At 65.4% G+C, this 26,805-nt stretch carries 12 protein-coding genes; 8 read left to right on the forward strand and 4 right to left on the reverse strand.

What is annotated here, in order from left to right; translation table 11 throughout:
• Positions 1–77 precede the first annotated feature (77 nt).
• The gene (locus NTCA1_RS07225) at positions 78–1,385 is read left to right on the forward strand and encodes a glycoside hydrolase family 28 protein (RefSeq protein ID WP_159829666.1); all 1,308 of its coding nucleotides are present in this window, start codon (positions 78–80) and stop codon (positions 1,383–1,385) included.
• 15 nt (positions 1,386–1,400) lie between these two features.
• Here NTCA1_RS07225 and NTCA1_RS07230 read toward each other — a convergent pair whose 3' ends face one another.
• Complete coding sequence (locus NTCA1_RS07230) at positions 1,401–1,700, reverse strand: hypothetical protein (protein WP_086493199.1); 300 nt, start codon at positions 1,698–1,700, stop codon at positions 1,401–1,403.
• Positions 1,701–1,950: 250 nt separating this feature from the next.
• Positions 1,951–2,298 carry a hypothetical protein gene (locus NTCA1_RS07235; RefSeq protein ID WP_159829667.1) on the reverse strand — a complete coding sequence of 116 codons (348 nt, stop codon included), beginning with the start codon at positions 2,296–2,298 and terminating at the stop codon, positions 1,951–1,953.
• A gap of 567 nt (positions 2,299–2,865) precedes the next feature.
• Between NTCA1_RS07235 and NTCA1_RS07240 the strand changes: the two genes are divergently transcribed.
• The 7 genes from NTCA1_RS07240 to NTCA1_RS07270 all read left to right on the forward strand — a co-directional run bounded on the left by NTCA1_RS07240 (position 2,866) and on the right by NTCA1_RS07270 (position 24,128).
• A complete protein-coding gene (locus NTCA1_RS07240) occupies positions 2,866–3,582 on the forward strand; it encodes a Crp/Fnr family transcriptional regulator (protein WP_159829668.1) in 717 nt (238 codons plus the stop codon).
• A 450-nt stretch (positions 3,583–4,032) separates the two neighbouring features.
• Positions 4,033–5,046 carry a phosphatase PAP2 family protein gene (locus tag NTCA1_RS07245; protein ID WP_236549153.1) on the forward strand — a complete coding sequence of 338 codons (1,014 nt, stop codon included), beginning with the start codon at positions 4,033–4,035 and terminating at the stop codon, positions 5,044–5,046.
• Positions 5,047–5,135: 89 nt separating this feature from the next.
• Entirely contained in the window at positions 5,136–7,103 is a 1,968-nt protein-coding gene (locus NTCA1_RS07250) for an OPT family oligopeptide transporter (protein ID WP_159829669.1), read from the forward strand.
• 665 nt (positions 7,104–7,768) lie between these two features.
• Positions 7,769–19,258 (forward strand): Ig-like domain-containing protein, encoded by an 11,490-nt coding sequence (locus NTCA1_RS07255; RefSeq protein WP_159829670.1) that lies wholly within the window; start codon positions 7,769–7,771, stop codon positions 19,256–19,258.
• Positions 19,259–19,298: 40 nt separating this feature from the next.
• Positions 19,299–20,783, forward strand: coding sequence for a TolC family protein (locus tag NTCA1_RS07260; RefSeq protein WP_236549154.1), 1,485 nt, complete (start codon positions 19,299–19,301; stop codon positions 20,781–20,783).
• On the forward strand, positions 20,776–22,920 hold the full coding sequence (locus tag NTCA1_RS07265; RefSeq protein ID WP_159829672.1) for a type I secretion system permease/ATPase: 2,145 nt from the start codon (positions 20,776–20,778) through the stop codon (positions 22,918–22,920). Before NTCA1_RS07260 ends, NTCA1_RS07265 begins: the two co-directional genes overlap by 8 nt.
• Entirely contained in the window at positions 22,917–24,128 is a 1,212-nt protein-coding gene (locus NTCA1_RS07270) for an HlyD family type I secretion periplasmic adaptor subunit (RefSeq protein WP_086491137.1), read from the forward strand. The genes NTCA1_RS07265 and NTCA1_RS07270 overlap by 4 nt, the downstream gene beginning before the upstream one ends.
• Before the next feature lie 19 nt (positions 24,129–24,147).
• On the opposite strand, the gene NTCA1_RS28455 is transcribed toward NTCA1_RS07270, so the two are convergent.
• Both NTCA1_RS28455 and ybaL read right to left on the reverse strand, forming a co-directional pair.
• Entirely contained in the window at positions 24,148–24,657 is a 510-nt protein-coding gene (locus tag NTCA1_RS28455; RefSeq protein WP_201282427.1) for a hypothetical protein, read from the reverse strand.
• Positions 24,658–24,868: 211 nt separating this feature from the next.
• Complete coding sequence (ybaL, locus tag NTCA1_RS07280; RefSeq protein WP_159829674.1) at positions 24,869–26,518, reverse strand: YbaL family putative K(+) efflux transporter; 1,650 nt, start codon at positions 26,516–26,518, stop codon at positions 24,869–24,871.
• Between the last annotated feature and the right edge of the window lie 287 nt (positions 26,519–26,805).

Below are 26,805 nucleotides of genomic sequence, written 5' to 3' on the forward strand. Positions count from 1 at the left end.
CCGTGGGAGCAAATCACACGATGTGGGATCGGGCCTCGCGCAGACTGTGCGGCGTTTGTGATCTGGCCGGAGCAACGATGTCCCTTGACCCCTTCGATCGCCGTACTTTTGCGCTTTCCGCTCTGGCATTGCCGCTACTGGCCCGCAGCGTGACGGCCGTGGCGGCGCCTGCCGAGCCGGTATCGATCCTGAACTTCGGCGCACGACCGGACGGCCTTACGGTCAATACCCGGGCCATTCAGGCGGCGATCGACAGTCTCTCGGCACGAGGCGGCGGAACCATGCTGGTACCTGCGGGTGTTTTCGTCAGCGGGGCGCTGTTTCTCAAACCGGGCGTGAACCTTCACCTGGCGGAAGGTGCCGTGCTGCGTTGCAGTACGCAGATGTCGAATTTCCCGCTCCGGCGTACCCGGATCGAAGGGCATTTCGAGGAACGCTTCACCCCGGCCCTGCTGAATGCGGATGGCTGCGACGGATTGCGCATCACCGGCCGGGGCGTGCTGGACGGTGCGGGAAGGACGGTCTGGGACTTGTTCTGGAAGCTGCGCAACGCAGCGCCGGTCCCCGGCGAGTTTCCCAATATCGGCCTGCCTCGTGCCCGTCTTGCCCTGATCGAGAATTCGAAGAACGTGCTGGTGGACGGCGTCACGTTCAAGGATTCGCAGTTCTGGAACCTCCATCTCTACAAGTGCGAGCATGTTCTGGTCCGGGGCGCGCGGTTCGAGGTTCCCGACGATTACGCCCAGGCGCCCAGCAGTGACGGCATCGATGTCGACAGTTGCCGCGAGGTGACGGTGGATGGATGCTATTTTTCGGTCACCGACGACTGCATCGCGGCAAAGGGATCGAAAGGACCGGGCGCGCTGGAGGATCGTGACAGTCCTCCCGTGGAAGGGCTGCGCGTGCGCAACTGCCATTTCCGGCGCGGCCATCATGCGCTTGCCTGCGGCAGCGAGGCGACCGTCGTTCGGGACGTCATTGTCGAGAATTGCCGGGTGACCGGCCGGATGGTGCTGGCAAGGCTGAAGCTGCGGGCCGACACGCCCCAGCGTTACGAGGATATCCGCTTCCGCAACATCCGCTTGGACGACCGGGCGGGAACGGTCATGGCCGTCGAGCCCTGGAGCCAATACACCGATTTCAAGGGCATGGCGCCGCCGAAGTCATCGGTGCGGGGGCTGGAGTTTTCCGGCCTGACAGGGCGGTTCGGCGCCCTCGGCACGGTTCGGCCCAATCCCGGACAAACGGAAATTCGCGGCCTGACGCTCAGGAACTTCGACCTGCAACTGGCGGACGCGCAGCTCAGAACGACCGGCGTGGAGGACATCGTATTCGATCATGTGATGATCAACGGGAAAGTCCGCAGGTCCGATTTTCCCGCTTGAGAAGAAACGGGACGGTCAGTTCGGCGCCGGAGCGCGATGATCCTCTACCGATGCGAGCAATGCCTCGCGGGCATTGTCCATGGCCGTGAGGAAGTCCGCGCGGCGGATGTCCTTCGTGGCATCGACGAGCTTGCGCAGTTCCACGGCGGTTCTGGCGCGCAGATTCTCGTCGTCGATGCGGTCGAACTGGCGCGAGAGCCACTCCGCCGAAGCGGGTTTCGCATTGCGGTGGGATCTGAGGGCCAGTTCTACCGGCGGGGCAAGAAAAACGAGCGTGGCGATGCCCTCGTATGGCGGAAGACCGAACAATTCCACGACCCTGAACCTCTTCTTTCCACGGCGCTGCGGTGCGCTTGAAACTATTCATAGGAACGGGAAGGGGCAGGCGGTCGCGCGGCGGCCACGAATATTTGTCAACGATTGCTGTCGTAGCATGACCTTCCGGCCATGCCAGCGCTGACGCACGAAAACGAGGCCTCGTACGCATCTTACGCACGAGGCCCAGTCAGGGTCGCTCAGTGATCTTCCGGGGACGTCCGTCCCGGAAAAATATCGGTCTCGCGGGTTACTCCGCGGCGACGGAATTCGGGGTTCCGGGCGCGAAATCGACACGGCAGGCGCGGAGCAGCAGATCGCTCCATTTCGCCATGTTCTCGCCATAGGCCCGCAGGGATTCGGCTACGAAGGACGCACCGGCCTGCGAGGCGGCGGCGGGATCTCCCGCTTTTGCCAGACTGTCGAGGCAGGTCAGCAGCCGGTTGCCCGCAGCGGATATCTGGCTTGCCACTTGCGCCTGGATTTCCTGCCCGTTCTCGACCATCCGTTCGGACGCGATCCGGGCGGTGGACGCCAGTTGCTCACCCATCGATCTTGCACGGTCCATGCCTTGCTCAAGGCCTGCGAACTCGATCATCCGTTATCCTTTGCTATTGGGAATTGGTTGTAACGGGAAGCCTAGACGCCGTCGATCACGGCCCAGAGCCTTTGCTGAAGTGCCTGCGATTCAGCCGGAGAGAGTGCGGGCCGGGGATCGCCGTCGGAACGCGACCATGATCGGTGCGGAGGCGGCGCAACATGAGATGAAGCGTGCGCAGTCCATCGCTCCGCCTTTGCATCGAAGTTCATGATATTGTTCCTCCTCACAGCAAGGCGGAGCGTGCTTACTTCACGCCTTGCTCCCCTATCCGAACAAATCGTATAATTGTTACTGTATGTGCAGCCTTTTGACCGTCTTTCGATGCCTGTTTACAATGGCGGGAGGGCTTCAAAAAGAGGAAAACTCTGTACGGCCGCGTACATTGGCGTCAGTTAATCAGAATGGCACAGTTCCGAAGCCGCTCGTAAATGCATAACAAAATCAAATTGTAATAAATGATGGGCGATGTCCCGATTTTGGAACAATAGCTGGATCAGGCCGTTGTGCCTTCCTAATAAAATAGAATATCTCTAGGCCGCACGGCCCAGGGGGAGGGTTCTGCCGATGAAGGGCGGACAGGAAAACGAAAGGCGCGGCAACAGTTTGCTGAAGGGAATGATGCCTGCCGACCGGGAGCGGCTGATGCCGCTGCTGCGGCGGGAGACTTTGGCCGCCCGGCGCTATCTGGAGCGACGGGGCCAACTTCAGGACAGGATCTACTTCATAGAATCCGGTGTCGTCTCCAATCTCGAGACGGGCGATATTCCCGCGCCGCTCGAAGTGGGGGTGGTGGGCCGCGAAGGCATCGTCGGGGCAAGCGCAATCTGCAAGCTGCTGCCGCAGCGGGACAGCTGCGTGCAGATCGAGGGTGAGGCGCTGTCGCTGGAGCGCGACGAATTCCGCCGTTTGCTGGAAGGCAGCCCTGTCTTGCTGGGATACCTCCTGCGGTACATCCAGACGCAGATCGTGCAGTTCAGCCTTGCCGCCAGCGCAGCGGTACGAGCGACCGTACAGCAGCGCCTCGCGCGCAAGTTGTTGATGTACCATGACCGCATCGGCAGCGACGATCTGCCGCTGACGCATGAAAACATGTCGATTATCCTGGGTGTACGCCGTGCAAGCATCACCCACGCCATTCACAATCTCGAAGCCGAGCGCTGGATCCGGGCGCAGCGGGGACTAGTGCAGATCCGTGATCGTGCCGGGCTGGTGCGCTATTGTGGGCCTTTCTACGGCGTGGCCGAGGCGCGCTACGCTGAGATCATGGGGCACCGCGCCTGAATTCGCGGTGCTGGCGCTGGACCTGATTTTCCGGTGCTGAAAAGAGAGGAGGGCGGCCCTGCGCAATGCAGGTCCGCCCTCCGGTCCTGCGATGTTTAGAGGCGAGGACCGGGCGGGGCCTCTAGAGAGGGTTTTCGCGGACAACAAGCGCGGCGCGGTGGAAAAACATGGAAAGGCCGCCCGCCGGATCCTGATAGGACCCTGGGGCGGCCTTGATGAAGGAGCGGGATCCGAAAGGGGGTGGGGGTAAGGATCCTCGCGCAGCCTGCCTCTGAGGGCAGTGATCTTCACAACGGTCGCATGGTGAGGAGGTTCCGAGCCGAGGCCGGGAAACAACGTGACGAAGAGTTAATGTGGAAAGGGCTCCTCGGTTAATCCGGGCTTCAGGGGCAGTCGGGCTGGAGACGATCCGTTCCAGCACACCGCTGCGCACCTCCCGGATTTGATGTCATGACCATGATGGAGCCCGTCCTGTCCCCGTCTGCGCTGTCCGAAGCGGGGCGGCTTGTGGATGCTCCCCGGTCACGGCGCAGGGAAGCAGATGCCGAGAGACCGGGCCGCGCCATCAGGCGGCATTTCCTGATCGCCCTGGGTTTCAGCCTGGCGGCGGTCTGGGCGCTTCTTGGCCGGGCGGAGCTGCACATCGACCCATGGCGCGAGGACAACCTTCCCTTCTACGCAGCGGGAATGGCCGCGCTGGTTCTGCGCATCGGATGGGGTGGCAGGTCCCCGCGGCGCGCTGTTTCGAACGCGGCAGAGTTCGGCGAATATGCCGCGCTGTTCACGCTCGTCTCGCTCATGGGCGCGGCGGCAAGCTATCCGGTGGCGGCGCTGACCCACGGGTATGCCGATGCAGCCCTGCAAGATATCGACGAGGTGCTCGGGTTCGACTGGCTGGCCTGCTACCGACTGGTGGCGGCACATCCCGTGCTTCAGGTCCTCGGCACGATCGCCTATCGCAGCATCTACGTAACGCCCGCGATGATCCTGTGGGCGGCCGCGAGGCGGGGAGACCGGCAGCAGGCCTACAGGTTTCTCGCCGGGTTCTGGCTGGCCGCCGTGATCACGCTGGTCCTGTTCAGCCTCATGCCTGCCGTAGGGCCGTTTTCCTATCTCTGGCACCAGCCTGTCGCCTACATGCCGGAAAGCGAGCTTTGGCAGCAGGGGCTCATTCCGGCATTGCGGGAGCGCAGCGTGCATCTGGTCGACCTGGGGCATCTGCGCGGCATCGTTTCCGCGCCCAGCTTTCACACGGCGGCGGCGGTTCTCTACATTGCCACAGCCTGGCCGGTCAGAGGCCTGCGCTGGCCTGTCCTGGCGCTCAATCTGGCGATGCTGCTCTCCACGCCGGTGGAGGGGACGCATTATCTGATCGACATGGTACTCGGCGCCGGAGTGGCGGTGACGGCTCTCCTCGTGGTGGCGGGCTATTGTCGCCGGTTGGATCGCCAACCGGGGATTTGACCAGTGGGGATTTGAACCGCCGCGCGCTGGACCTGCGCGCAACAATATGGCAGCGGATCTCGCATTCATGATCGACCGAACGGGGACAGATGGCTAACGAAACTGGCGGCGCGCGGGCGGGATCTCCGCTCGAATTGACATTGCGCGGCGTGCTGCTTGGCGGCGTGATCACGCTGCTTTTCACTGCGGCCAATGTCTATCTGGGCCTCAAGGTCGGCCTGACCTTCGCGACGTCCATCCCGGCGGCGGTGATTTCGATGGCGATCCTGCGCGGTTTCCGGGATTCGACGATTTTCGAGAACAATATCGTCCAGACCGTGGCCAGCGCGGCGGGGACGCTAGCGGCGATCATCTTCGTGCTGCCCGGACTGGTCATGATCGGCTGGTGGCAGGGCTTCCCCTATTGGACGACCGCCGCGATCACGGGCACCGGCGGCATTCTGGGCGTGCTGTTCTCCGTGCCGCTGCGCCGTGCGCTGGTGCTGGATACGCCGCTCCCTTATCCAGAAGGCCATGCGGCCGCCGAAGTGCTGCGCGTCGGGTCGGAATCGCGCGAGGGCGCGGCGGAGAGCGCCAAGGGCCTTTCCGTGCTGCTCTGGAACGCCCTCGCGTCGGCCGGTTTTGCGATCCTCACCCAGACCCGGCTGGTGGTGGCAGAGGCTTCGGTCTGGTTCCGCGCGGGGCCCGGCGCCACCGGCATTTCCGGCGGCCTGTCCTTCGCGCTCATGGGCGTTGGGCATCTCGTCGGGATTTCGGTCGGGATGGCGATGTTCCTTGGCCTTGTCGTGGGCTGGTGGGTGCTTCTGCCCATTCTGACGGCCCAGAACCCGCTGCCGGGCGGCGCGGAAAACTGGGCGCTGACGGTGTTTTCCGACAATGTCCGCTTCTTCGGCGCCGGTGTGATCGGCGTGGCGGCGGTATGGACGCTGCTGCGCATCGCCGGTCCGGTGATCGGCGGCGTCCGCTCGGCCATGGCGGCCAGCCGCGCGCGTCATACCGGCGAGGCGCTGGCGGTGGAGGAGCAGGACCTGCCGATCTCGATCGTCTTCCTCGGCACTCTGGCGATGCTGGTGCCGATCGCGATCCTGCTGTGGAGCGTGATCGGCAGCGGCCCGCTGGCCGGATCGGAAATGCTGCTGATTTCCGGGGCACTGCTGTTCATTCTCGTGATCGGCCTGCTGATCGCGGCGGTCTGCGGCTATATGGCGGGCCTGATCGGGGCCTCGAACTCGCCGGTTTCCGGCATCGGCATTCTCTCGGTGGTGGCGGCCTCGCTCATGCTGGTCGGGCTGTTCGGCCGGGACCAGCCTCCGGGAACCACCGATGCGCTGGTCGCCTATGCCCTGATCGTCACCGGCATCGTCTTCGGGGTGGCGACCATCTCGAACGACAACCTCCAAGACCTCAAGACCGGCCAGCTCATCGGCGCGACGCCGTGGAAGCAGCAGGTGGCGCTGGTGATCGGCGTCGTCTTCGGCTCGCTGGTCATCCCGCCCGTGCTCGATCTCCTGAACACCGCCTTCGGTTTTGCCGGCGCGGCCAACGCGGGCCCCAATGCCTTGCCTGCACCCCAGGCGGCGCTGATTTCGACCCTGGCGAAGGGCGTGCTGGGCGGCAATCTCAACTGGACGATGATCGGCTGGGGCGCAGCGGCGGGCGTCGCCTTCATCGTGCTGGATGAAGTGCTGGGCGCGATGGGCCGCTTGCGCCTGCCGCCGCTCGGCGTCGGCATCGGCATCTATCTGCCCATGAGCGTCATCCTGCCGACCGTGATCGGCTCGGTGCTCGGGTTCTTCTACGATCGATGGGCTTCCAGGCAGCGCGATCCCGAGTTCGCGGAGCGGATGGGCGTGCTCACGGCGACCGGCCTGATTGTCGGCGAGAGCCTGTGGGGCGTCGGGTTCGCCGGCATCGTCGCGGCCTCGGGCAGCGATGCGCCGCTGGCACTCGTGGGCGAAGGCTTTGCCGTACCGGCGCTTGTCGGCGGCACTTTGCTGTTCTTCGTGCTGGTGCATGGGCTCTATCGGCGCACGCGCAAGCTCGTCACCACCGACTGAGGAGCCGGGTTCCCGGTAATTCGAATCAACGGGTCGGGCGGTGTCTCCGCCCGACCCGTTGCCGTTTGCTTCGCTATCGACCTCAGACAGTGCGCCACACGGGGCGCTGAGATGCTGTGAGGGCCCAAATGCGCGCCCGCAAGTGGCGGAAACAAAAACCGTTTTGGCTTGGTTTTTTGAAGTCGGAACGGATGTAAAATGTTGCGCCAAAGTGCTGTCCGCGAAAATCGCATTTCGATTTAATCAAGCATAATCAATTATTAAGCTTCTGCGTCGGCCCATTTATGGGGGCTTTACCCATGCGCCCGGAACGCGCCGGTTTGCGTCATGTTGCGCGGCGCGGCGTCGAGACGTCCACCATTTGCGACAAGTCGTTTCGCCATTGCGGGAAACATCGGGCTACAGGATACGTTGCAGGGCGTAACTAGGTGAGATTGCCTGAGTTATTCATTGCCATGGGATTGGGTCGCTGACGTATTGATGGTTTGGAGGGGCGTATAGATCCTGTTCGTGCAGATAAGTTCGCTGCATTGACTTGAACGGGATTTGGTTAGTTCTGTTGCCTTACTGATTTCACCCCTCCTTCTCGTCCGTGTCTGCGGGCCGTCTTCGTGATCAACGATTGCACTACCTTGCGGTGGTGCATCCATGTTGGGAGCAGCCAGATGGACAAGCGGGTCGAGATCGTGAATCGCGCCACCAAGGCGACAACCACTTCCGTCGCACGCGATGGTGAATCCCGGATACCCGTTCCTGCGGATTCCAACGTCAGGATCGCTGCCCCGCCCAGTTCGGTCACATCGATGGTTCGAGAGGGTGACGACCTGATCCTGAAGTTCGCCGACGGATCCACGCTGCGTCTCGAAGGCTATTTCGGCTGTTCTCCGCAGGATCTCGGGCAACTCTTTCTGGATGATCCTGCCAGCGGGTCGGAATGGCTGGTCAACCTGGGCGATGCCTCCTGCGTCGCGCCGGGCGATCTCTCCACGGAAGCGCTCAGCTACGATTTCGCGCCTCTGGAAGGCTCCGCAGCGGCGGGCGCGGCCGGCGGTGCTGCAGCAGGCGGCGGCATCAGCAATGGCCTGCTCATCGGGCTCGGCGCGCTGGCAGTCGGCGGCGGCGTGGCCGCAGCGGCGAGCGGCGGCGGAGGGGGCGGGAACGGCGGAGGCACGGGCAATCCCCCGCCCGATACCACGGCGCCCGCAGTTCCGGTATTCTCCGGCGCCAGTGATGATGCCGCACCCGTAACCGGGCCGCTGGTCGCGGGATCCTCGACCAACGATTCCACGCCCACTTTCCGCGGAACCGGCGAACCCGGCGCGACCGTGACCGTCTTCGACAACGGCACCCGCATCGGCACGGCTACCGTCGGAGCGGACGGCAACTGGAGTTTCACGCCCTCCACACCGCTTGGCGACGGCGCCCATAGCCTGACCTTCACCGCGACCGATGCGGCGGGTAACCAGAGCGCCGCGACCGCGCCATTCGGCTTCACGGTGGACACCGGCGTTCCTGCCGCACCGACCGTCAACCCGACCGACGGTACCACGCTTTCCGGCACGGCCGAGGCAGGGGCCACGATCGGCATCGACACCAATGGGGATGGGGTCGCGGATGCGACCACCAACGCCGGGGCGGACGGAAACTGGAGCGTAACCTTGCCTGCGGGCCTCGCGGGCGGCACCGTCGTCAGCGTCGTGGCGACGGACGCGGCGGGGAATGCATCGCCTGCCGGAACCGTCACGGTAGACACCAGCCTGGACACCACCCCACCTGCTGCGCCTTCGGTAACGCAGGCCGTTGAACCGGGCGGCGCGACCAATGACACAATGCCGACCTTCGGCGGCACCGGAGAGCCCGGCGCCACGATCGGTGTCTTCGATAACGGCACGCAGATCGGCTCGGTCGTCGTCGCGCCTGACGGCACCTGGAGCTTCACACCCGGTGCTCCGCTCGGCGAAGGCGCGCACAACCTGACCTTCACCGCAACCGATGCGGCCGGAAACCAGAGCGCGGCCTCCGGGCCATATGCCTTCACCATCGATACAGCGCCCCCGGCCGCTCCCGTGCTCGACCCTAGCGACGGCACGACGATCTCCGGCACCGCGGAGGCGGGCGCGGCGATTGCCATCGACGTCAACGGCGACGGTGTTCCCGACCAGACGACGACCGCGGGTGCGGACGGCACTTGGAGCGTCACTCTGCCCTCGCAGCTGGGCAACGGCACCGTGGTCAGCGTCATCGCCACGGATGCGGCGGGGAACAGTTCCGGTGCGGGCAGCGTCACCGTTGTCAACGGCGTGGACCTGACGCCGCCGCCGGTGCCGGTGGTCACTGACACTATCGTGCCGGATGGGGCCACGAACGATACCACCCCGACTTTCGGGGGCACGACCGAGCCTGGCTCCAGGGTCGATGTCTTCGATAACGGAATCCTGATCGGTTCGGCAGTCGTCGCCCCGGATGGCAGCTGGAGCTTTACGCCCGCCACGCCGCTCGGCGAAGGGCCGCACAGCCTGACATTCGTCGCCGTCGATGCCGCCGGGAACCAGAGCGCGGCTTCAGCGCCCCATGCCTTTTCTGTCGACACGCTGCCGCCTGCGGCGCCGGTCCTCGGTCCGACCGATGGCACCACGATTTCCGGCACGGCCGAGGCGGGCGCGACGATCGGCGTCGATACCAACGGCGACGGCGTTGCCGATGCGACGACAACGGCGGGCGAAAACGGCAGCTGGAGCGTCACGCTGCCAAGCCCGCTAAGCGACGGAACGGTCGTCAGCGCCACGGCAACGGACGCGGCGGGCAATACCTCGGGTGCGGGAACTGCCACCGTCGATGACGGGATAGACACCACGCCGCCCGCCGCTCCCGTCGTCTCGGGGGCTAGCGACGATGCATCTCCGGTGATCGTCCCGATTGCCGAAGGTGGGGCGACCAACGACACCACGCCGACATTCGGCGGCACGACCGAGCCCGGTTCCACCATTGCCGTCTATGATGGCGAGACCCAGATCGGCACGGCGCTGGTCGCGCTCAACGGCGCCTGGACTTTCACGCCGACCAGCCCGCTGGGCGAAGGACAGCACAGGCTGACGTTCGTGGCCATCGACGCCTCGGGCAATCGCGGTGCGCCGTCCGCGCCGTTCCTCTTCTCGGTCGACACCAGCGCGCCGGGGGCGCCGACGCTGAGGCCCACCGATGGTACGATGCTTTCGGGAACCGCCGAAGTCGGTGCGACGGTCGAGATCGATACCAACGGCGACGGCACGGCGGATGCCTTCGTGCAGGCCGATGGCGCGGGCAACTGGACTTACGTGCCCGGCAGCGCGATCCCTGACGGTACGGCAATTACCGTCACGGCACGCGATGCGGCGGGTAACGCCTCGGCACCTGCCGCAGTAACGGTCGATGCCAGCGTGCCCGTGGCGCCGGGCATTGTCGAAGTGCTGGACGATGCCGAAGGCGTCACCGGCCTTGTCGCGCGCGGCGGTGTCAGCAACGATCCGACCCTGACGATCAACGGGACGGCCGAGCCGGGCTCCACGGTTAGGGTCTACGACGGCGCAACGCTGATCGGCACCCTGACGGCGGATCCGGCCGGCAACTGGAGTCTGACGACGGGCGCCCTGGCCGAAGGTCCGCACGAATTCGCCGTTACCGCGACGGACGAGACGGGCAACATCAGCGGTCCTTCAACCTTCTACGGCGTCGTGATCGATCTCTCGCCTCCGGCAACGCTGGTGGTGAATCCCACAGACGGCACTACGCTGAGCGGGACGACCGAGGCCGGTGCGACCGTCCTTGTCGATACCAATGGCGACGGCACGCCGGAACAGACCGCGACGGCCGGTACGGACGGCCGCTGGAGCGTGACGTTCCCTGCACCGCTGGGAGATGGGACGGTGGTCAGCGTGATCGCCGTCGATCCCGCAGGCAATGCGACCAGCCCCGCAACGGTAACGGTAGAGGACAGCATCGATTCCACGCCGCCGCCCATCCCCGTGCTGGGCGCGGTGACCGATGGCGCCGACCCGGCGCAGGGTCCGTTGGCAGACGGTGATGCGACCAACGATCCCCAGCCAGTGCTGACCGGCACGGCGGAAGGCAATGCACTGGTTTCCGTCTACGACAACGGCGTACTTCTGGGCACGACCAATGCGAGCGGAACCGGGACCTGGAGCTTCACCCCTACCGCGCCGCTGTCCGATGGCCCGCACAGCCTGACCGTCACGACCACCGACGGCACCGGCAATGAAAGTCTGCCGTCTCCGGCCTTTACGCTCACCGTCGATACCGCGCCGCCCGCGGCGCCGGTCGTTAATCCTTCGGATGGCCAGACCATCACCGGCACGGCAGAGGCTAATGCGACCGTCAATCTCGACCTCGATAATGACGGGACCTTCGACGATACCACCCAGGCCGATGCCTCGGGCGTCTGGACTTACACGCCTTCCGCGCCGCTCGGCAGTGGTCCGATTTCCGTCACGGCGACCGACAGCGCGGGGAACACCTCGTTGCCCGCGCTTGGAACGGTGGACGCGAATGCGCCGATCGCGCCGGTCATCAGCGCGGTCACCGATGATGTCGGTGCGAACAGGGGGCCGCTCGTCAGCGGCGCCTCGACCGACGACGGACAGCCGACTTTCACCGGCACTGCCGAACCCAACGCCCTGATCACGCTCTACGACGGCGCGACCGTGATCGGCACGGCGCAGGCCGACGGGACCGGCGCCTGGACGGTTACGCCCACGGCGCCGCTCGGGCAGGGCAGTCATACGCTATCGGTCACGGCTACGGATGCGGTCGGCAACGAGGGGCCGGGGGCCGGCTTCACGCTGGTCATCGACAATGCCGGGCCTGCCGCGCCTGTCATCGCCGAGATCGCCGACAATGTGGGCCTGCCGCAGGGGCCGATCGCCCCGGGAGGGATTACCGACGATACCCAGCCGACCCTGACCGGAACCGCCGAGGCCAATTCGACGGTGTCCATCTACAGCAACGGCGTACTGCTTGGCAGCACTGGAGCGAACGGCACGGGGGCCTGGACTTTCACGCCGACTGCCCCGTTGGCGCAGGGCAGCAACAGCATCATCGTCGTCGCGACGGACGCGGCGGGGAATATCGGGACGCCTTCCGAGCCCTATTTGCTGACCGTGGACAGTGTGGTCCCGACCACGCCGGTCTTCACGTCCGGTTTCGACGACGTCGGCCTGGTGCAAGGCAGTTTGGCGACGGGTGCCTCCACCGACGATACCCTGCCGGTCCTGTCCGGCACGGCGGATCCGAACGCCGTGGTTTCCATTCTTCTGGGCGGCGCATTCGTCACCACCGTCACGGCCGATCCATTCGGCGTCTGGAGCTACACGCCCTCCGCTGCGCTGGGTAACGGCACCTACAGCTTCACGGCCACGGTCACCAATGCGGCAGGCGTGCCGAGCGCGGCGTCCGCGCCTTTCGTCCTGACCATTTCCACTGCGCCCCCGGCCGCACCAAGCATCGTTTCCGCAGCCGATAATGTGGGCCGCTTGCAGGATCCGCTGTTGGACGGCGCATTCACCGACGACGTCCTGCCCGTGCTGTCCGGCACGGCGGCGATCGGCAGCACCGTGACGGTCTACGACAACGGCGTCGCCGTCGGCGTGGCGACCATGGACGGCAGCGGCGGATGGACGTTCTCGCCCACCTCCGCGCTTTCGGAAGGTGTACACGTCTTCACCGCAACGGCGGTCGATCCGATCGGCAACACCAGTGTGCTCTCCGGTTCGTTCACGCTCAATATCGACACGGCCGCACCTGCGGCTCCGGTGATCGCACCGAGCGCCGGTACGGTTCTCACCGGGACGGCCGAGGCCAATGCCCTCATCGAACTCGATCTCGACGGCGACGGCACCGTCGACGACACGACGACGGCCAACAATCTCGGCGCCTGGACCTATACGCCCGCCGGAACGCTGCAGAACGGCGTGACCGTCATCGCGACGGCGGTGGACGAGGCAGGCAACGTCTCGGGTTCGGACAGCATCATCATCGACCGGACGCCCCCGCAGGCGCCGATCATCAACCTTGTGACCGACGATGTCGGCGGCCAGACCGATCCGGTTGCCAATGGAGGCACGACCGACGATGTCCTGCCGGAAATCAGCGGCACGGCCGAGGCCGGCGCGACGGTCAGGATCTACGACTTCGGCGTGCTGATCGGTACCGTCACGGCGGGAAGCACGGGCGCCTGGACCTTCCAGGTTCCGTCCACCGCCCCGCTCGGCGCGACGCCGCATTCCTTCACGGCAACCGCGACGGATACGCTGGGCAATGTCGGCTCGGCCTCTGCGCCATACCTCGTCACCGTGGATGTCAGCCCTGTGGCGACGCCGCTGATAACCGGCGTGACGGACGATGTCGGCACGATCGTCGGCAATGTCGGGAATGCGGGTGTAACCGACGATACGCTGCCGGTGATCGTCGGCACGGCGGGCGCCAATGCCCGAGTGACCGTCTACGACGGTTCCAATATCCTGGGCACGGCAACGGCCGACGGCAACGGCGACTGGAGCCTTGCCCTCACCGGAGCGCTGGGCAACGGGCCCCATACTTTCACGGCTATCGCCACCAATGCCGCCGGAAATACCAGCGCGTTTTCCCCAGGCTATCAGGTCACCGTCAATACGGCGATCCCGTCCATTCCGGTCATAACCCAGGCCAACGATGACGTGCCGGGCAATACCGCACCCGTGCTGAGCGGCGGTCTTACCAATGACATGAATCCCACGCTTGTCGGCACGGCGGACGCCAACGCCACGGTCGCGATCTACAGCAACGGCGTTTTCGTAACCAATGTAACGGCGTCCCCGACCGGTACATGGAATTATGTACTGACCGTCACGGCGGACGGGCCGCAAAGCATCACCGTCAGCGCGATCAACGCGGCCGGAAGCAGCAGCCCGCAGTCGGCGCCATTCGTGTTCACGGTAGACGGCACGCCTCCGCCTGCGCCGCTGGTCAATCCCACCAACGGCAGCGGCACGTTGAGCGGTACGGCAGAGGCCGGTGCGACCGTCAGTATCGTCATCGGGGCGGCCGCGCCCGTCACGGTGACGGCGGACGGCACCGGCTTGTGGACGTACCCCATTACGGGGACCACGCCCGCCAATACCCCGATCGCCGTGACGGCAATCGATGCGGCGGGGAACGCCTCTTCGGTCACCACCATCAATGTGGACCAGTCCGCGCCGATAGCGCCGGTGCTCGTCAGTGCCACGGATGATCAGGGCACCGTCAACGGCACTTTCTCCAACAATGCCACGATCGACGATACTCTGCCGGTGTTCACGGGGACCGCCGAGGCCAACGCGACCGTGCGGGTCTACGACGGCCAGAACCTGATCGGCACGGTGCAGGCTGACGGTGCCGGTAACTGGACGATCACGCCTTCGTCTCCGCTGCTCGACGGCCCGCACAGCATCACTTTCACGGCGACCGACCTTGCCGGAAATCTCGGAGCCGCCAGTGCGCCGTTCGTCTTCTCGGTACTGACCGGAACGCCGGGCGTCCCGGTCATCGGCCAGGTGGCCGACAACGGACCTACACCGGGTACGATCAGCGGTGGAGGCAGTACCAATGACGATACGCCGGTAATTTCCGGTACGGCTGACCCCGACGCCGTGATCACGCTCTACGTGGACGGTTTGCCGGTGGACACGACCACCGCCGGGCCGACCGGTGACTGGTCCTTCACTTCCGCAAGCCTGGATGACGGGCCGCACACATTTGCGGTCACCGCCACCAACGCGGCTGGAAACGTGAGCGGGCTGTCCGGCAACTACGCCATCATCGTGGATACCGACGCGCCGGATGCCCCGGTCATGCTGACGACAGACGGCACGACGGTAATAGGCACCGGGGAAGCCGGGGCGACGATCACCCTGACGGAACCGGGTAACCCCACGCCGTACACCACCACAGTGAACGATCTGGGGCAGTGGAGCATCACGCTCACGCCTCGGGCTGCGAATGCTGAGACGCTGACGGCAATCGCCACCGATGCTGCGGGCAATAATTCCGGGCCGGACACGGTCGTGGTCGATTATGGCATCGATACCACGCCGCCGCCCATTCCGGTCATAGTGCAAGTCAACGACAATACTGGGCCTAACCTCGGGCCGGTCAGTGACGGCGGCTTTACCAACGAAACCCTTCCTGTGGTTTCGGGTACGGCAGCAGCCGGAACCATCATCAGGGTCTACGACAACGGAGCCTTCGTCGGCTCGACGACCAGCGACGCTACGACCGGCAACTGGAGCCTCACGCTATCCTCTCCGCTCGGCGAAGGACCGCACAGTCTTTCGGCAACGGCCACGTCTTCGGCTGGCGTGGAGAGTATTGCGGGCAATGCGATTTCCTTCACCGTCGATTTTACGCCCCCCGCACAGCCAGTGGTCGATCCGAGCAACGGCCAGACCCTTGTCGGCACTGCGGAGGCGAACGCCTTTGTCGATATCTCGATCGGCGGAAATTCCCCCGTTACGGTCCAGGCTGACGGCGCAGGGAACTGGAGCTACACACCTGGTTCGCCGCTTAACGAGGCGTCCGTCGTTTCGGTGATTGCGCGCGATGCTGCGGGCAATCTCTCCTCCTCCGCCACCCCTGTGATCGACACCACCGAGCCCGCCGCTCCCGCAATCACCGGGGCGGACGACGATGCAGGTGGCCTTCTCGGTAATGTCGCAAGTGGCGGTGGAACCGACGACACAACGCCCACTCTCTCGGGCATTGCCGAGGCCGGTTCGACAGTAAACGTCTACGACGGTGCCGTCCTCCTCGGCTCCACTATCGCGACGGGCGGGGTCTGGACATTCACGCCGCCTACCGGGCTTGCCGAAGGACCGCACAGCTTCACGGTCACTGCAACCGACGCGCTGGGCAATGTCAGCGATGCCTCGGCGCCTTATGCACTGACGATCGTGACTTCGGTGCCGGGGGCGCCGGTCATCACCGGCGGTGCCGACAATGTGGGAGCGATCACCGACCCCATCGTCAATGGCGGCGCCACGGACGATCCCACGCCGACCCTCAGCGGCACGGCGGGGGCCAACCTCACCATCAACATCTACGAGGGCACGACGCTCGTCGGTACGACGATCAGTGACGGCACCGGCGCCTGGACCGTGGCGACCAATCCGTTGGGGCAGGGCCCGCATGTGCTCACCGCCGTTGCCGTCAATGCAGCGGGAACTGCGGGCGCGGCATCTACCGCCTTTACCGTCAATGTGGACATCCAGCCGCCGCCGACGCCCTCGCTCATTGCAGTTACGGACGATGTAGGGCCGATCCAGGCGGCGCTGACCACGGGTGCGCGAACCGACGATACCCTGCCGACGCTTTCCGGCACTGCCGAGGCCAATTCCAACGTCTCGATCTTCGACAACGGCACCCTGCTGGGCACCGTCAAGGCCGATGGCTCCGGGGCCTGGACCTTCACGCCTACCACGCCTCTGGCGTCCGGCGATCACGCTCTGACGATCACGGCGACTGACGCCGTGGGGAACCAGAGCGGCGCGACTGCCGCCTTCAACCTGACGGTGGACACGGCTGCACCCATTGCCCCGGTGATCGGCGGTGCCATCGACGACGCCGGTGTCGGCGGCCCGGTTCTCAATGGCGGATCGACCGATGATGCCCTTCCGCAGCTGACCGGGACGGCGGAAGCCAATGCCACTGTTTTCATCTATAACAACGGCGTCTTGCTCGGCACCACGGCCGCGGACAATCTGGGCGCCTGGAGCTTCACGCCGCTCTCGCCGCTTTCCGACGGGGCGCACAGCTTCACCGCAACCGCGAGGGACGTGGCAGGCAATCTCAGCGGTGCATCCACGGCCTATGTCGTCAATGTCGATACCACGCCGCCGCCTGCGCCGGTGATCGTGACGGTGACCGACGATGCCCTGCCGCGCACCGGGGTAGTGGCAAGCGGCGGCGCCACCAATGACACCATGCCGACGCTCGCCGGTACGGCCGAGGCCAATTCCAGCGTGTCGATCTACGATAACGGGCAATTCGTAACGACCGTCAGCGCAAACGGCACTGGTGCCTGGACTTACACCCCGACCGGGCCGCTCGGGGAAGGGAACCACAGCTTCACCGCCCGCGCGACCGATGCCACCGGCAATCAGGGCGCCGCTTCGGCGGCCTACACGGTGCGGGTGGACATCACTCCCCCGAATGCGCCGGTAATCGCCAGCGTGACCGATGATATCGGCACGGTTCAGGGCGCGGTGGCGAACGGCGGCACGACCAACGATACCATCCCGCTGCTGCGCGGCACGGCGGAGGCGGGGTCGACGCTGACGATCCTGGCCAACGGTGCGACGATCGGCACCGCGCAAGTCGATGCGACCGGCAACTGGAGCTTCAGCCCGCCGACCGCACTGGCAGAGGGCACTTACGCCTTCACGGCCATCGCCACCGATGCGGCAGGAAACCCCGGCACGGCATCGGCGCCTTTCACCGTCACGGTGGATATCACGGCGCCGCCGCCGCCCGTCATCTCCAGCATCGTCGACGATGTCGCTCCCACGACCGGCGTGATCGCCAATGGCGGCATCTCCAACGACGCATCGCCGCAACTGACGGGCACGGCTGCCGCCAATACGGTGGTTCTGGTCTACGACGGCACCGTGCTGCTGGGCAGCACGACCTCGAACGCGCTCGGCGCATGGACCTTCACCCCGTCCGCCGCGATCGCCAATGGCGCGCACAACTTCACCGCCGTCGCCGTTGACGGCGCCGGTAATGCCAGCACCGCTTCCAATGCTTATGGAATGACGGTGGATACGGCGGCCCCGGTCCAGACGATCGCTTTCACTACGCTTTCGACGGACACCGGCACGCTGGGAGACTGGAGCACCCAGGATACCTCGCCCACCATTGGCGGCACGCTGAGCGCCGCGCTCGGCACGGGTGAGCAGGTACAGATCCGCATCGACGGCGGCGCCTGGGTAAACGCCAGTTCCTCCGGCTCGACCTGGTTCTACGGTGCGGGCACGCTTGCGGTCGGATCGCACAGTGTGGTCGCGCGCGTCGTCGATGCGGCGGGGAACATCGGCAGCAGCGCCTCGCAGACGGTAAGCATCACCGCGATCCCGGCGCAGGCGCCAATCGTCCAGGCCAGCGGCACCTCGCTGCTGGGGCTGGTCGGGGTGGAGGCGCTCGGCCTGATCGACCTCAATACCCAGTCGCTGACGGCGGTGGATCCCAACAACAACCTCAGGAGCGTGCAGGTGCGCTATGCGCCGCTGCTGGCGCTCAGTCTGGGGGCCTATACCCTGACCGCCTCGACGGCACTCGCCGCCGAACTCGGCCTGCAGATCGCAGTCAACAACACCGCGGGCCTGCTCGGCATCGTCGCGCCGACGTCCACTCTCACCATCACCGCGATCGGTGGCGGTGCCATCGACAATCTTGCCGTGAACGAGCTGCTCAACACCGTCCACTTCCAGCAGAACGTATCGACGCTGGGCGTGGACCTGCTCAATTCGATCAGCATCAGCGCCACCGATACCACCAACCTGACGTCCACGTCCTCGACCGGAACGCTGCTCGATCTCAGCCTCCTGAATGCGAGCGGATCTGCGAACGTCTTCGAGGGCGGTACCGGCAATGACACGCTGACCGGAAGCGCGGGCAACGATCGCCTCTATGGCCATGCCGGAAACGACGTGCTGAACGGCGGCAACGGCAGCGATTTCCTGCGCGGCGGTGCGGGCGCCGACACGCTGAACGGCGGCGCGGGCAACGATACCCTTGTCTACGACTCGGCCGACACGCTGATCGACGGCGGAACGGGAACCGACACCCTGCTGATAGACAGCGGCACCGGGCAGGTCCTGGACCTGGGAACGGCCACCAACATCCGCAATATCGAGGTGATCAACCTGGGCATCGGCGATGCGGGACGGCGCATAAACCTGACCGAGGCCGGGGTGATCCGGGCGACGGAAAGCAGCCATCAACTGACCATCAACGGCGATGCGAACGACAGCGTCACGATGACTGGCGCGGTGTTCCAGGGCCAGACGTTGATCGGCGGCGAGGCCTACAACCATTACTCGCTGGGGACGACGGATATCTTCGTCGACCACCCGGTGATGGTCATCGTCTGACCGGAAATCCTGCCACCGATCTCAATAATGAAAGGGGAGCATGGCGATTACGGAGTGGAGGTTCGCCGGGGCGGTGGGGATTGCCGCCCTGGGTATCATGGGAAGCCGATGTCATGCGGAAGAGCAGAAACACGAGACCATCGCCGCGGGTGAATTGCCACCGTTAGGGCAGGGGCAGCCGGTCGTGCCGACTGCCGCGCCCGTTTCATCGGCGCCGGCGTCGTCGCCGCCCGTATTGCAGCCGGTGGATCAGGCCTCGATGGAAGGTCAGGATTCCGGTGTACCGCCGGTTCCGGCGCGGCTCGACCTTTCCGATGCCGTGGTCCTGACGTTGCTGCGCCACCCGGAAGTTTCCCGCGCCAATGCCGCACTTGCGCGGGGGCGCGCCGATCTGGGTGCGGCGAAGTCGGCCTGGTATCCGCAAGTCTCCTATCAGGCCAATCTCGGCCCCAACATGCTCTCCGGCCGCAATACCTCGGGCCTGAACGAGAACATGGCGGGCCCCAGCGTCTACCTCCAGCAGCAGGTCTGGGATTTCGGCCGCTCAAAGGGAGAGATCGGCGCGGCCCGCTCCACCATGCGGCAGCGGCGATACGAGCTGGAATCCGTCGCCGATCAGCTCGCGGAACAGGGCGCCCTCGCGTTTCTCCAGGTGAAGCGTTACGAACTGCTCTCGATCGAGGCGCGAAAGCAGGTCGGCGAGCTTGAACGCCTGCGCCACCTCATCGGGCTGCGCGTGAATGCGGGTGTCTCGGACAAGTCCGATCTCATGCTGGCCGACGTTCGAGTGGAAAGCGCGCGGGGGGAAGCGATCCAGGCCGAAACCGCGCTGGCGGTGGCTCAGTCGGGATTGCTCAACCTGATCGGCGACCTGCCGCAGAGTTACCAGGATCCCACAGCCCAGGTATCCCGCTTTGAAACGGGTGACGACGAGCCGGACTACGACAAGCTTCCCGCCGTGGTCGCCACCGAGGAAGCGGAACAGGCGGCGGCCTCCAAGATCGGGCAGGCCAAGGCGGAGCGCTACCCCCGGCTCGGTCTTCAGCTCGGTTATACCCGCAACAACTACACCTACAACACGCGCGACAATTCCTTCGCGGGGATGGTGACGGTGACGGGCGATCTCTATCGTCGCAGCAACCACTACCTGATCGAAGCGGCCGAGGAAGACCGCCGCGCGGCGGAAGCCACGCGAGACGCCGCCGTGCTCGAAGCGCGGGGCAAGGCGCTATCGGCCCGGCAGGAAATCCGCGCGGGCAGGGCGCGCATCTCCGCCTATGCCCACCAGGAGGAACAGGCCGTCACCGCCAGCCGCATCTTCTTCGAGGAATACAAGCTGGGCAAGCGGACACTGACCGAACTGCTGAACACCCAGCTCGAGATCTACCGCGCCGCCAGCGCCCGGATCGTTGCGGAATACGACATCATGGAAGCACGCGTCCGGTTCGAGAACGTCAGCGGCACCTTGCGTCCGTCGCTCGGCCTGCCCGCCCGCCTGCGTGAGGAGGAAGACTTCGATGGCTGACAGTGCCGAGATCGTTTCGCCGCCCTGGACGGCCGCCGTCGCTGCCCTCGGTACGCTCAAGGGCGTTCCGGTGGGGGCGCAGGAACTGGCGAACCGGTTGTACTGGTCGGAAGGGATGGACGCGGAAAAGACGCTGGTTCATGCCGCCCGCCTGTCGGGTCTGGATTTCCAGATCGTGACCATGGCGGTCGACCAGGTTCCGCAGATCCTGCTTCCCGCCATCGTCGAACTGAACGACCAGGGCGCTGCGATCCTCCACGCCCGCGACGGACACAGCGCCCGCGTCTCCATGCCGGGAATGCGCCACGATGCGCCGGTGGAGATCCCGATTGAAGCCTTCCGAAGCCGGACGACGGGGAAAGTGGGTTTCGTCGAACCCTTGTCCACCCGTTCGCGCGATGCCCGGCTTGACGAGTTCCTGCGGGCGCCGACGCGGTCGTGGCTCTGGGATATCATCATGGCCGACCGGCGCGGCTATGGCGAAGTGGTGCTGGGATCGGTCTTCGGCAATCTCCTGACTTTCGCGACGTCGCTGTTTGCCATGCAGGTGTGGGACCGTGTTATCCCGGCCCAGTCGATCCCCACGCTCTGGGTCCTTGCGCTGGGTACGGGGCTGGCGCTGTTTCTCGAATTGCTGCTGCGCACGGCCAGGGTGCAACTGGTGGACCGGATCGGCAGGCGCGCGGACATGGCGATATCCTCGCGCATTTTCGCCCGCGCGCTCGACATTCGCGGCGATGCCCGGCCGCGGTCGACAGGCGCGCTGATCGCGCAGCTGCGCGATGTCGAACAGATCCGGGAGATGCTGACTTCCACGACCGTCTCGGCAATGATCGACCTGCCATTCATCCTGCTGTTCCTGGTCCTCTTCGCGTTCCTTGCCGGACAACTGACTTTCGTGCTGATCGGCGCGGCGGCGCTGATCCTGCTGCCCGGCCTGCTGCTGCAGCGCCCGCTGGCCAGGCTGGCCACCGAAGGCATGCGCGAAGGCGCGCTGCGCAACGCCATCCTCGTGGAATCGATCGAGCGTATCGACGAGATCAAGTCGGCCCAGGCCGAAGCACGCTTCCAGTCGCTCTGGGAACGGCTCACCCTTGCAGGAACCCGCGTCGGTGCCGAGCAGCGTTTTCTCTCCGCCCTTTTCGTGAACTGGACGCAGACCCTTCAGCAACTGGCTTATACAGCCGTCGTGGTGGCGGGTGCCTTCAAGGTGATGGACGGCGACATGACGATGGGCGCGCTGATCGCCTGCTCCATCCTCACCAGCCGGGCGCTCGTGCTGTTCGTGCCGTTCGGGCAGATCTTCACGCGCTGGCAGAATGCCAAAGTGGCGATGAAGGGACTGGAGGACCTGTTCGAGAAGCCGGTCGACCACGACCCCGAAAAGGGGCTGCTGCGGCGCTCGGCACTCCAGGGGTATTACGAGGTGAAGGATCTGACTTTCGCCTACGACCCCGATGGGCCGCTCGCCCTGAAGGTGGACCGCCTTTCGATCCGGGCGGGCGAGCGCGTGGCCCTGCTCGGGCGGATCGGCGCGGGCAAGTCCACCCTGCTGCGCCTGCTTTCGGGTCTGGCCTGGCCGACAAGCGGCGAAGTGCTGCTGGACGGCACCAACATTACCCTGATCAATCCCGTCGATATCCGCCGCGACACGGCCTATCTGGGACAGGGCGCGCAGTTGTTTCTGGGCACCATCCGCGAGAACCTGATGATCGGCGCGCCGGGCGTGAGCGACGAACAGATCCTCCATGCCCTGGCCGTAACCGGCGGCCTGCCGCTGGTACAGAACCAGCCTCAGGGCTTCGACCTGCTGCTTCAGGAGGGCGGGGCCGGGCTTTCCGGGGGGCAGCGCCAGACCCTGCTGCTGACCCGCGCGCTCCTGCGCAACAGCAACATCCTGCTGCTGGACGAACCCTCCGCCCCGCTGGACGACATCAGCGAACGCGCGCTGGTTGCCAATCTCGGGCAATGGCTGCGCGGCAGGACGCTGGTGGTTACCACCAATCGGCCGGGTCTGCTTGAGCTTGTCGATCGGATCGTGGTCATCGATTCCGGCCGCATCGCGCTGGACGGGCCGAAGGAGACGGTGCTTCGCGCACTGGCGGGGCCAACTGGAATCCGGGAGAAGCAGGCATGACGGGTTCCCTGCAGGCCACGCCCGGCGGCGGGCTGCTTGAAGGATTGCGCGGCGAGGAGGACAGCCGCTGGCTGCGCACCGTCGGGCGCCTGCGGATCATTCCGATCCTGTCGGTAGGCATCCTGGCCTTCCTCGTCTGGAGCTATTTCGGCGTGCTAGACGAAGTGGCGGTAGGCCCCGGAAAGGTCACGCCGCCCTCGCGTTCGCAAGTGATCCAGAGCCTGGAAGGCGGCATCGTCAACGGCATCTTCGTGCATGAGGGCGATATCGTGCGCCCTCATGAAAAGCTGGCGACGCTGGACCGCGCGCGCTTCAGTTCCATGCTGGGTGAAGCAGAAGCCAAGGCGCGGGCGCTGGAAGCGACCGCCGCGCGTCTCGAGGCGGAAATCAACGGCGGCAGTCCGAACTTCCCGGCGGCAGTCAGGGAAACGCCCGGATTGGTGGCGCGCGAGATGGAACTCATGCGCTCGCGGCGGCAGAACCTGGATGTCGCCACGGCCAGCTTGCGCCAGTCGCTGGCCCTGACGCGCCGACAACTGGCCATGACCGAACCGCTGGTGGACCTTGGCGCCGCCAATCAGGTGGAAATCATCCAGCTTCGTCGCCAGGAGAACGAAATCCAGGCCAAGCTGGATTCGCTGCGCAACCAGTACGTCATCGACGCCAGCGCGGACTATGCCAAGGCCCGTGCCGAACTCGATCAGGTTACCCAGGTGATCGGCGGTCGCCGGGACCAGCTTGATCGCACGGTGCTCTATTCACCCGTGCGCGGCATCGTGAAGAACCTGGAAGTCACCACGATCGGCGGCGTGATCCAGCCGGGCGGCTCGCTCATGGAGATCGTGCCGCTGGAACATCAGCTGTTGATCGAGGCGCGCGTATCGCCGCGCGACATCGCCTTCATCCGCCCCGGTCAGCCCGCTACCGTGAAGATCACGGCCTACGATCCTTCGATCTATGGAACGCTGGCGGGTACGGTGGACCGGATATCGCCGGATACGCTGCAGGACGAAGTCCACCGGGACCAGGTCTACTACCGCGTCTATGTGCGGACCCAGCGCTCCACATTGCGGGCGAAGAACGGGCACGAATACGCGATCATGCCGGGCATGGTTTCGACCGTGGAGATCAGGACCGGCCGCAAGACCGTGCTGCAATACCTGATGAAGCCCATCAACAAGGCGAAGGAAGCCATGCGCGAGCGTTAGGACGGATCGACATTACCGCTCAGACGCGCTGGCAGTTCGAGGCGGCGACATTGCCGCTGGCCTTGCCGAGACGGGCCTGCACGCGGGCCAGGAAAGGTCGGCGCGTCCGGGGTTCGAGATCGCTGCAGCACGTTGCCTTCCAGGTTCGGGCGCGGACGTCGAGATCCTGAACCGAAGCGAGCTGGTTGCGATCGCCAAGGGTCTCGGTGGAAGCTTCGCCGGTGTTGCAGATATTGTCCGCCCGGGCGAGGGGACCGCCGCCGCCCGCGCCGCCACCAGCGCCGCCGGAACCACCCCCGGCGCCGCCACCGCCTCCACCGCCGCCTGAAGCTCCGCTGCCACCTCCACCGCCACCTCCGCCCCCACCGGCGCTGCCGCCGGACTTGGCGATTGCGGGTGAGGTTAACGTGGTGGACAGCAGCATGGTCATGGTCGGCGGCACCAGCAGCGAGTATTTCCCGCAGGCCGTCAGGAACGAGCGGCGGTCGCTCTCTCCTTCGGTTCCGGTGAAGACATCGGGCTTTTCCATGACTTATCTCCGCATTCTGCCCCTGTATCAAAGTACAGGAACGTCACGGAGTGTTAAGGCGCTCTTGAGAGTGGCCCGGCCTTCTTCCGATGTTTGAAGTGCTAAGCCGTATGGTTTCGGCAACTAACACGCTTGCGCTGACAGCGCCCGGATAGATTAGGAAAAATCCACCAATGGCGTGTCCAGAAGGAGGATCCAGCGGGCCTGCCGATCAGGTTTTCCGACGGGGTCCCGTACCCGGCAATTCCAGCAGCCTGCGCGCGATCTCGCGCTCGCCCATCACCACATGATCGGCGCCGATCTTCTCGAGATGCTCGACCTCCTCGTCGGAATGGGCGCGGGCGAGGATCTCTATCTCGGGATTGAGCTGACGCGCGCGCTGCGCGATCGCACCGGCCTCGAAACCTTCCGGGATGGCGATCATCAGCCTCGTCGCCTCATGGATACCCGCGCTATCGAGGACGTCGTCGCTGGAGGCGTTGCCCACGACGACATCGTGCCCCGCCTCGCGCGCCGCACGGGCAAGGTCGGCACGCTCTTCCACTATGACGAGGTCACGCGGGGATTTGCGGATCCCTTCCGCGACCAGTCGGCCGACGCGGCCGTAGCCGATGAGGACCACTCTTTCGCCGGATCCTGCCGGAGCGCGGCGTTCCTGCTCGGCCGCGGCCACCGATTTGACCAGGCTGTGACGGCCGGCGAGCCAGCGGAACAGCAGCGGGTTGAGCAGGATCGAGAAGATCGCCCCGGCCAGGATCAGGTCCCGTCCTTCCTCCGGTAGCACGCCGAGGCGGACCCCGAGCGCCGCCAGCATGAACGAGAACTCGCCGATCTGGGCAAGGCCCGCGGCCACCGCCAGCGCCGTTTGCGTGGGATGGCCGAAGAGCCTGACGATCGCCACGGCCGCCAGCGACTTGCCGACGAGGACGATCAGGACCGTGGCCAGAACGGCGGCGCCGTGCTCCACGACCACAGCGGGATCGAACAACATGCCCACCGAGACGAAGAACAGCACGGCGAAGGCATCGCGAAGCGGCAGCGTTTCCTCGGCGGCACGGCGGCTGAGTTGCTTTTCGCCCATCACCATGCCCGCGAAGAAGGCACCCAGCGCGAAAGAGACATCGAAGACGTAAGCCGCACCGAAAGCCACGCCCAGCGCGATCGCCAGGACGGCCAGGCGGAACAGTTCGCGCGATCCGGTATGCGCGGCCCAGTGCAGCGCGGCCGGGATCACGCGCTTGCCCACGATCAGCATGAGGGCGATGAACCCGCCGACTTTGGCGAGGGTCAGTCCGATCATCCAGGCCAGATCGACGTTCGACTGGGCGCGGCCCGCCGCGAAACCCGCGAGAGCCGGCAGCAGGACCAGCACCAGCACCATGGCGAGATCCTCGACGATGAGCCAGCCGACGGCGATGCGGCCGCGTTCGGTGTCCATCAGGTTGCCGACCTGGAGCGCTCTCAGCAGGACGACGGTGCTTGCCACCGAAAGGGCAAGGCCGAAAACCAGACCGGCGGCCAGGCTCCAGCCGAGCCATAGGGCCAGTCCGGCGCCCAGCGCCGTGGCGAAGGCGATCTGGATCACGGCGCCGGGCACCGCGATCTTCCTGACCGACAGGAGGTCCTTTACCGAGAAATGCAGCCCGACGCCGAACATCAGCAGGATCACGCCCAGTTCCGCCAGTTCGTTGGCGAGGGCGCTGTCGGCAACGATGCCGGGTGTGAACGGGCCGACCAGCACCCCGGCGAACAGATAACCGGCGACCGGCGAAATCCTCAGGCGATGGGCGAGGGCACCCATGGCAAAAGCCGCGACCAGACCGGCGACGACCGTTGCGACGAGAGGCGTATTATGCGGCAATCTGTGCTCCTGGCGCGGATCGTCACCGGCGAATACTCACTCCAGAGTGATGACGAACACCGCCGCGATTGCAGCCGCGACCATCGATCCGATCAGCAGCAACGGCAGCAGCCACCTTGGAGCTATGCTACGCCTACGGACCATCGCCGGTACCTTTCCGCTTGCGTTGACGCATACCCATAGTGCTCGGGAAAGGGCCGCTGTTCCATGATTAAAATGTTTCGGAGTGTTTCCCGAGCAGAAGATCCCGTTTGAAAAATGCCCCAAAGGGCATTTTTTGCGGCACC

The sequence above is a fragment of the Novosphingobium sp. TCA1 genome, assembly GCF_009811895.1.
GTDB lineage: Bacteria > Pseudomonadota > Alphaproteobacteria > Sphingomonadales > Sphingomonadaceae > Novosphingobium > Novosphingobium panipatense_A.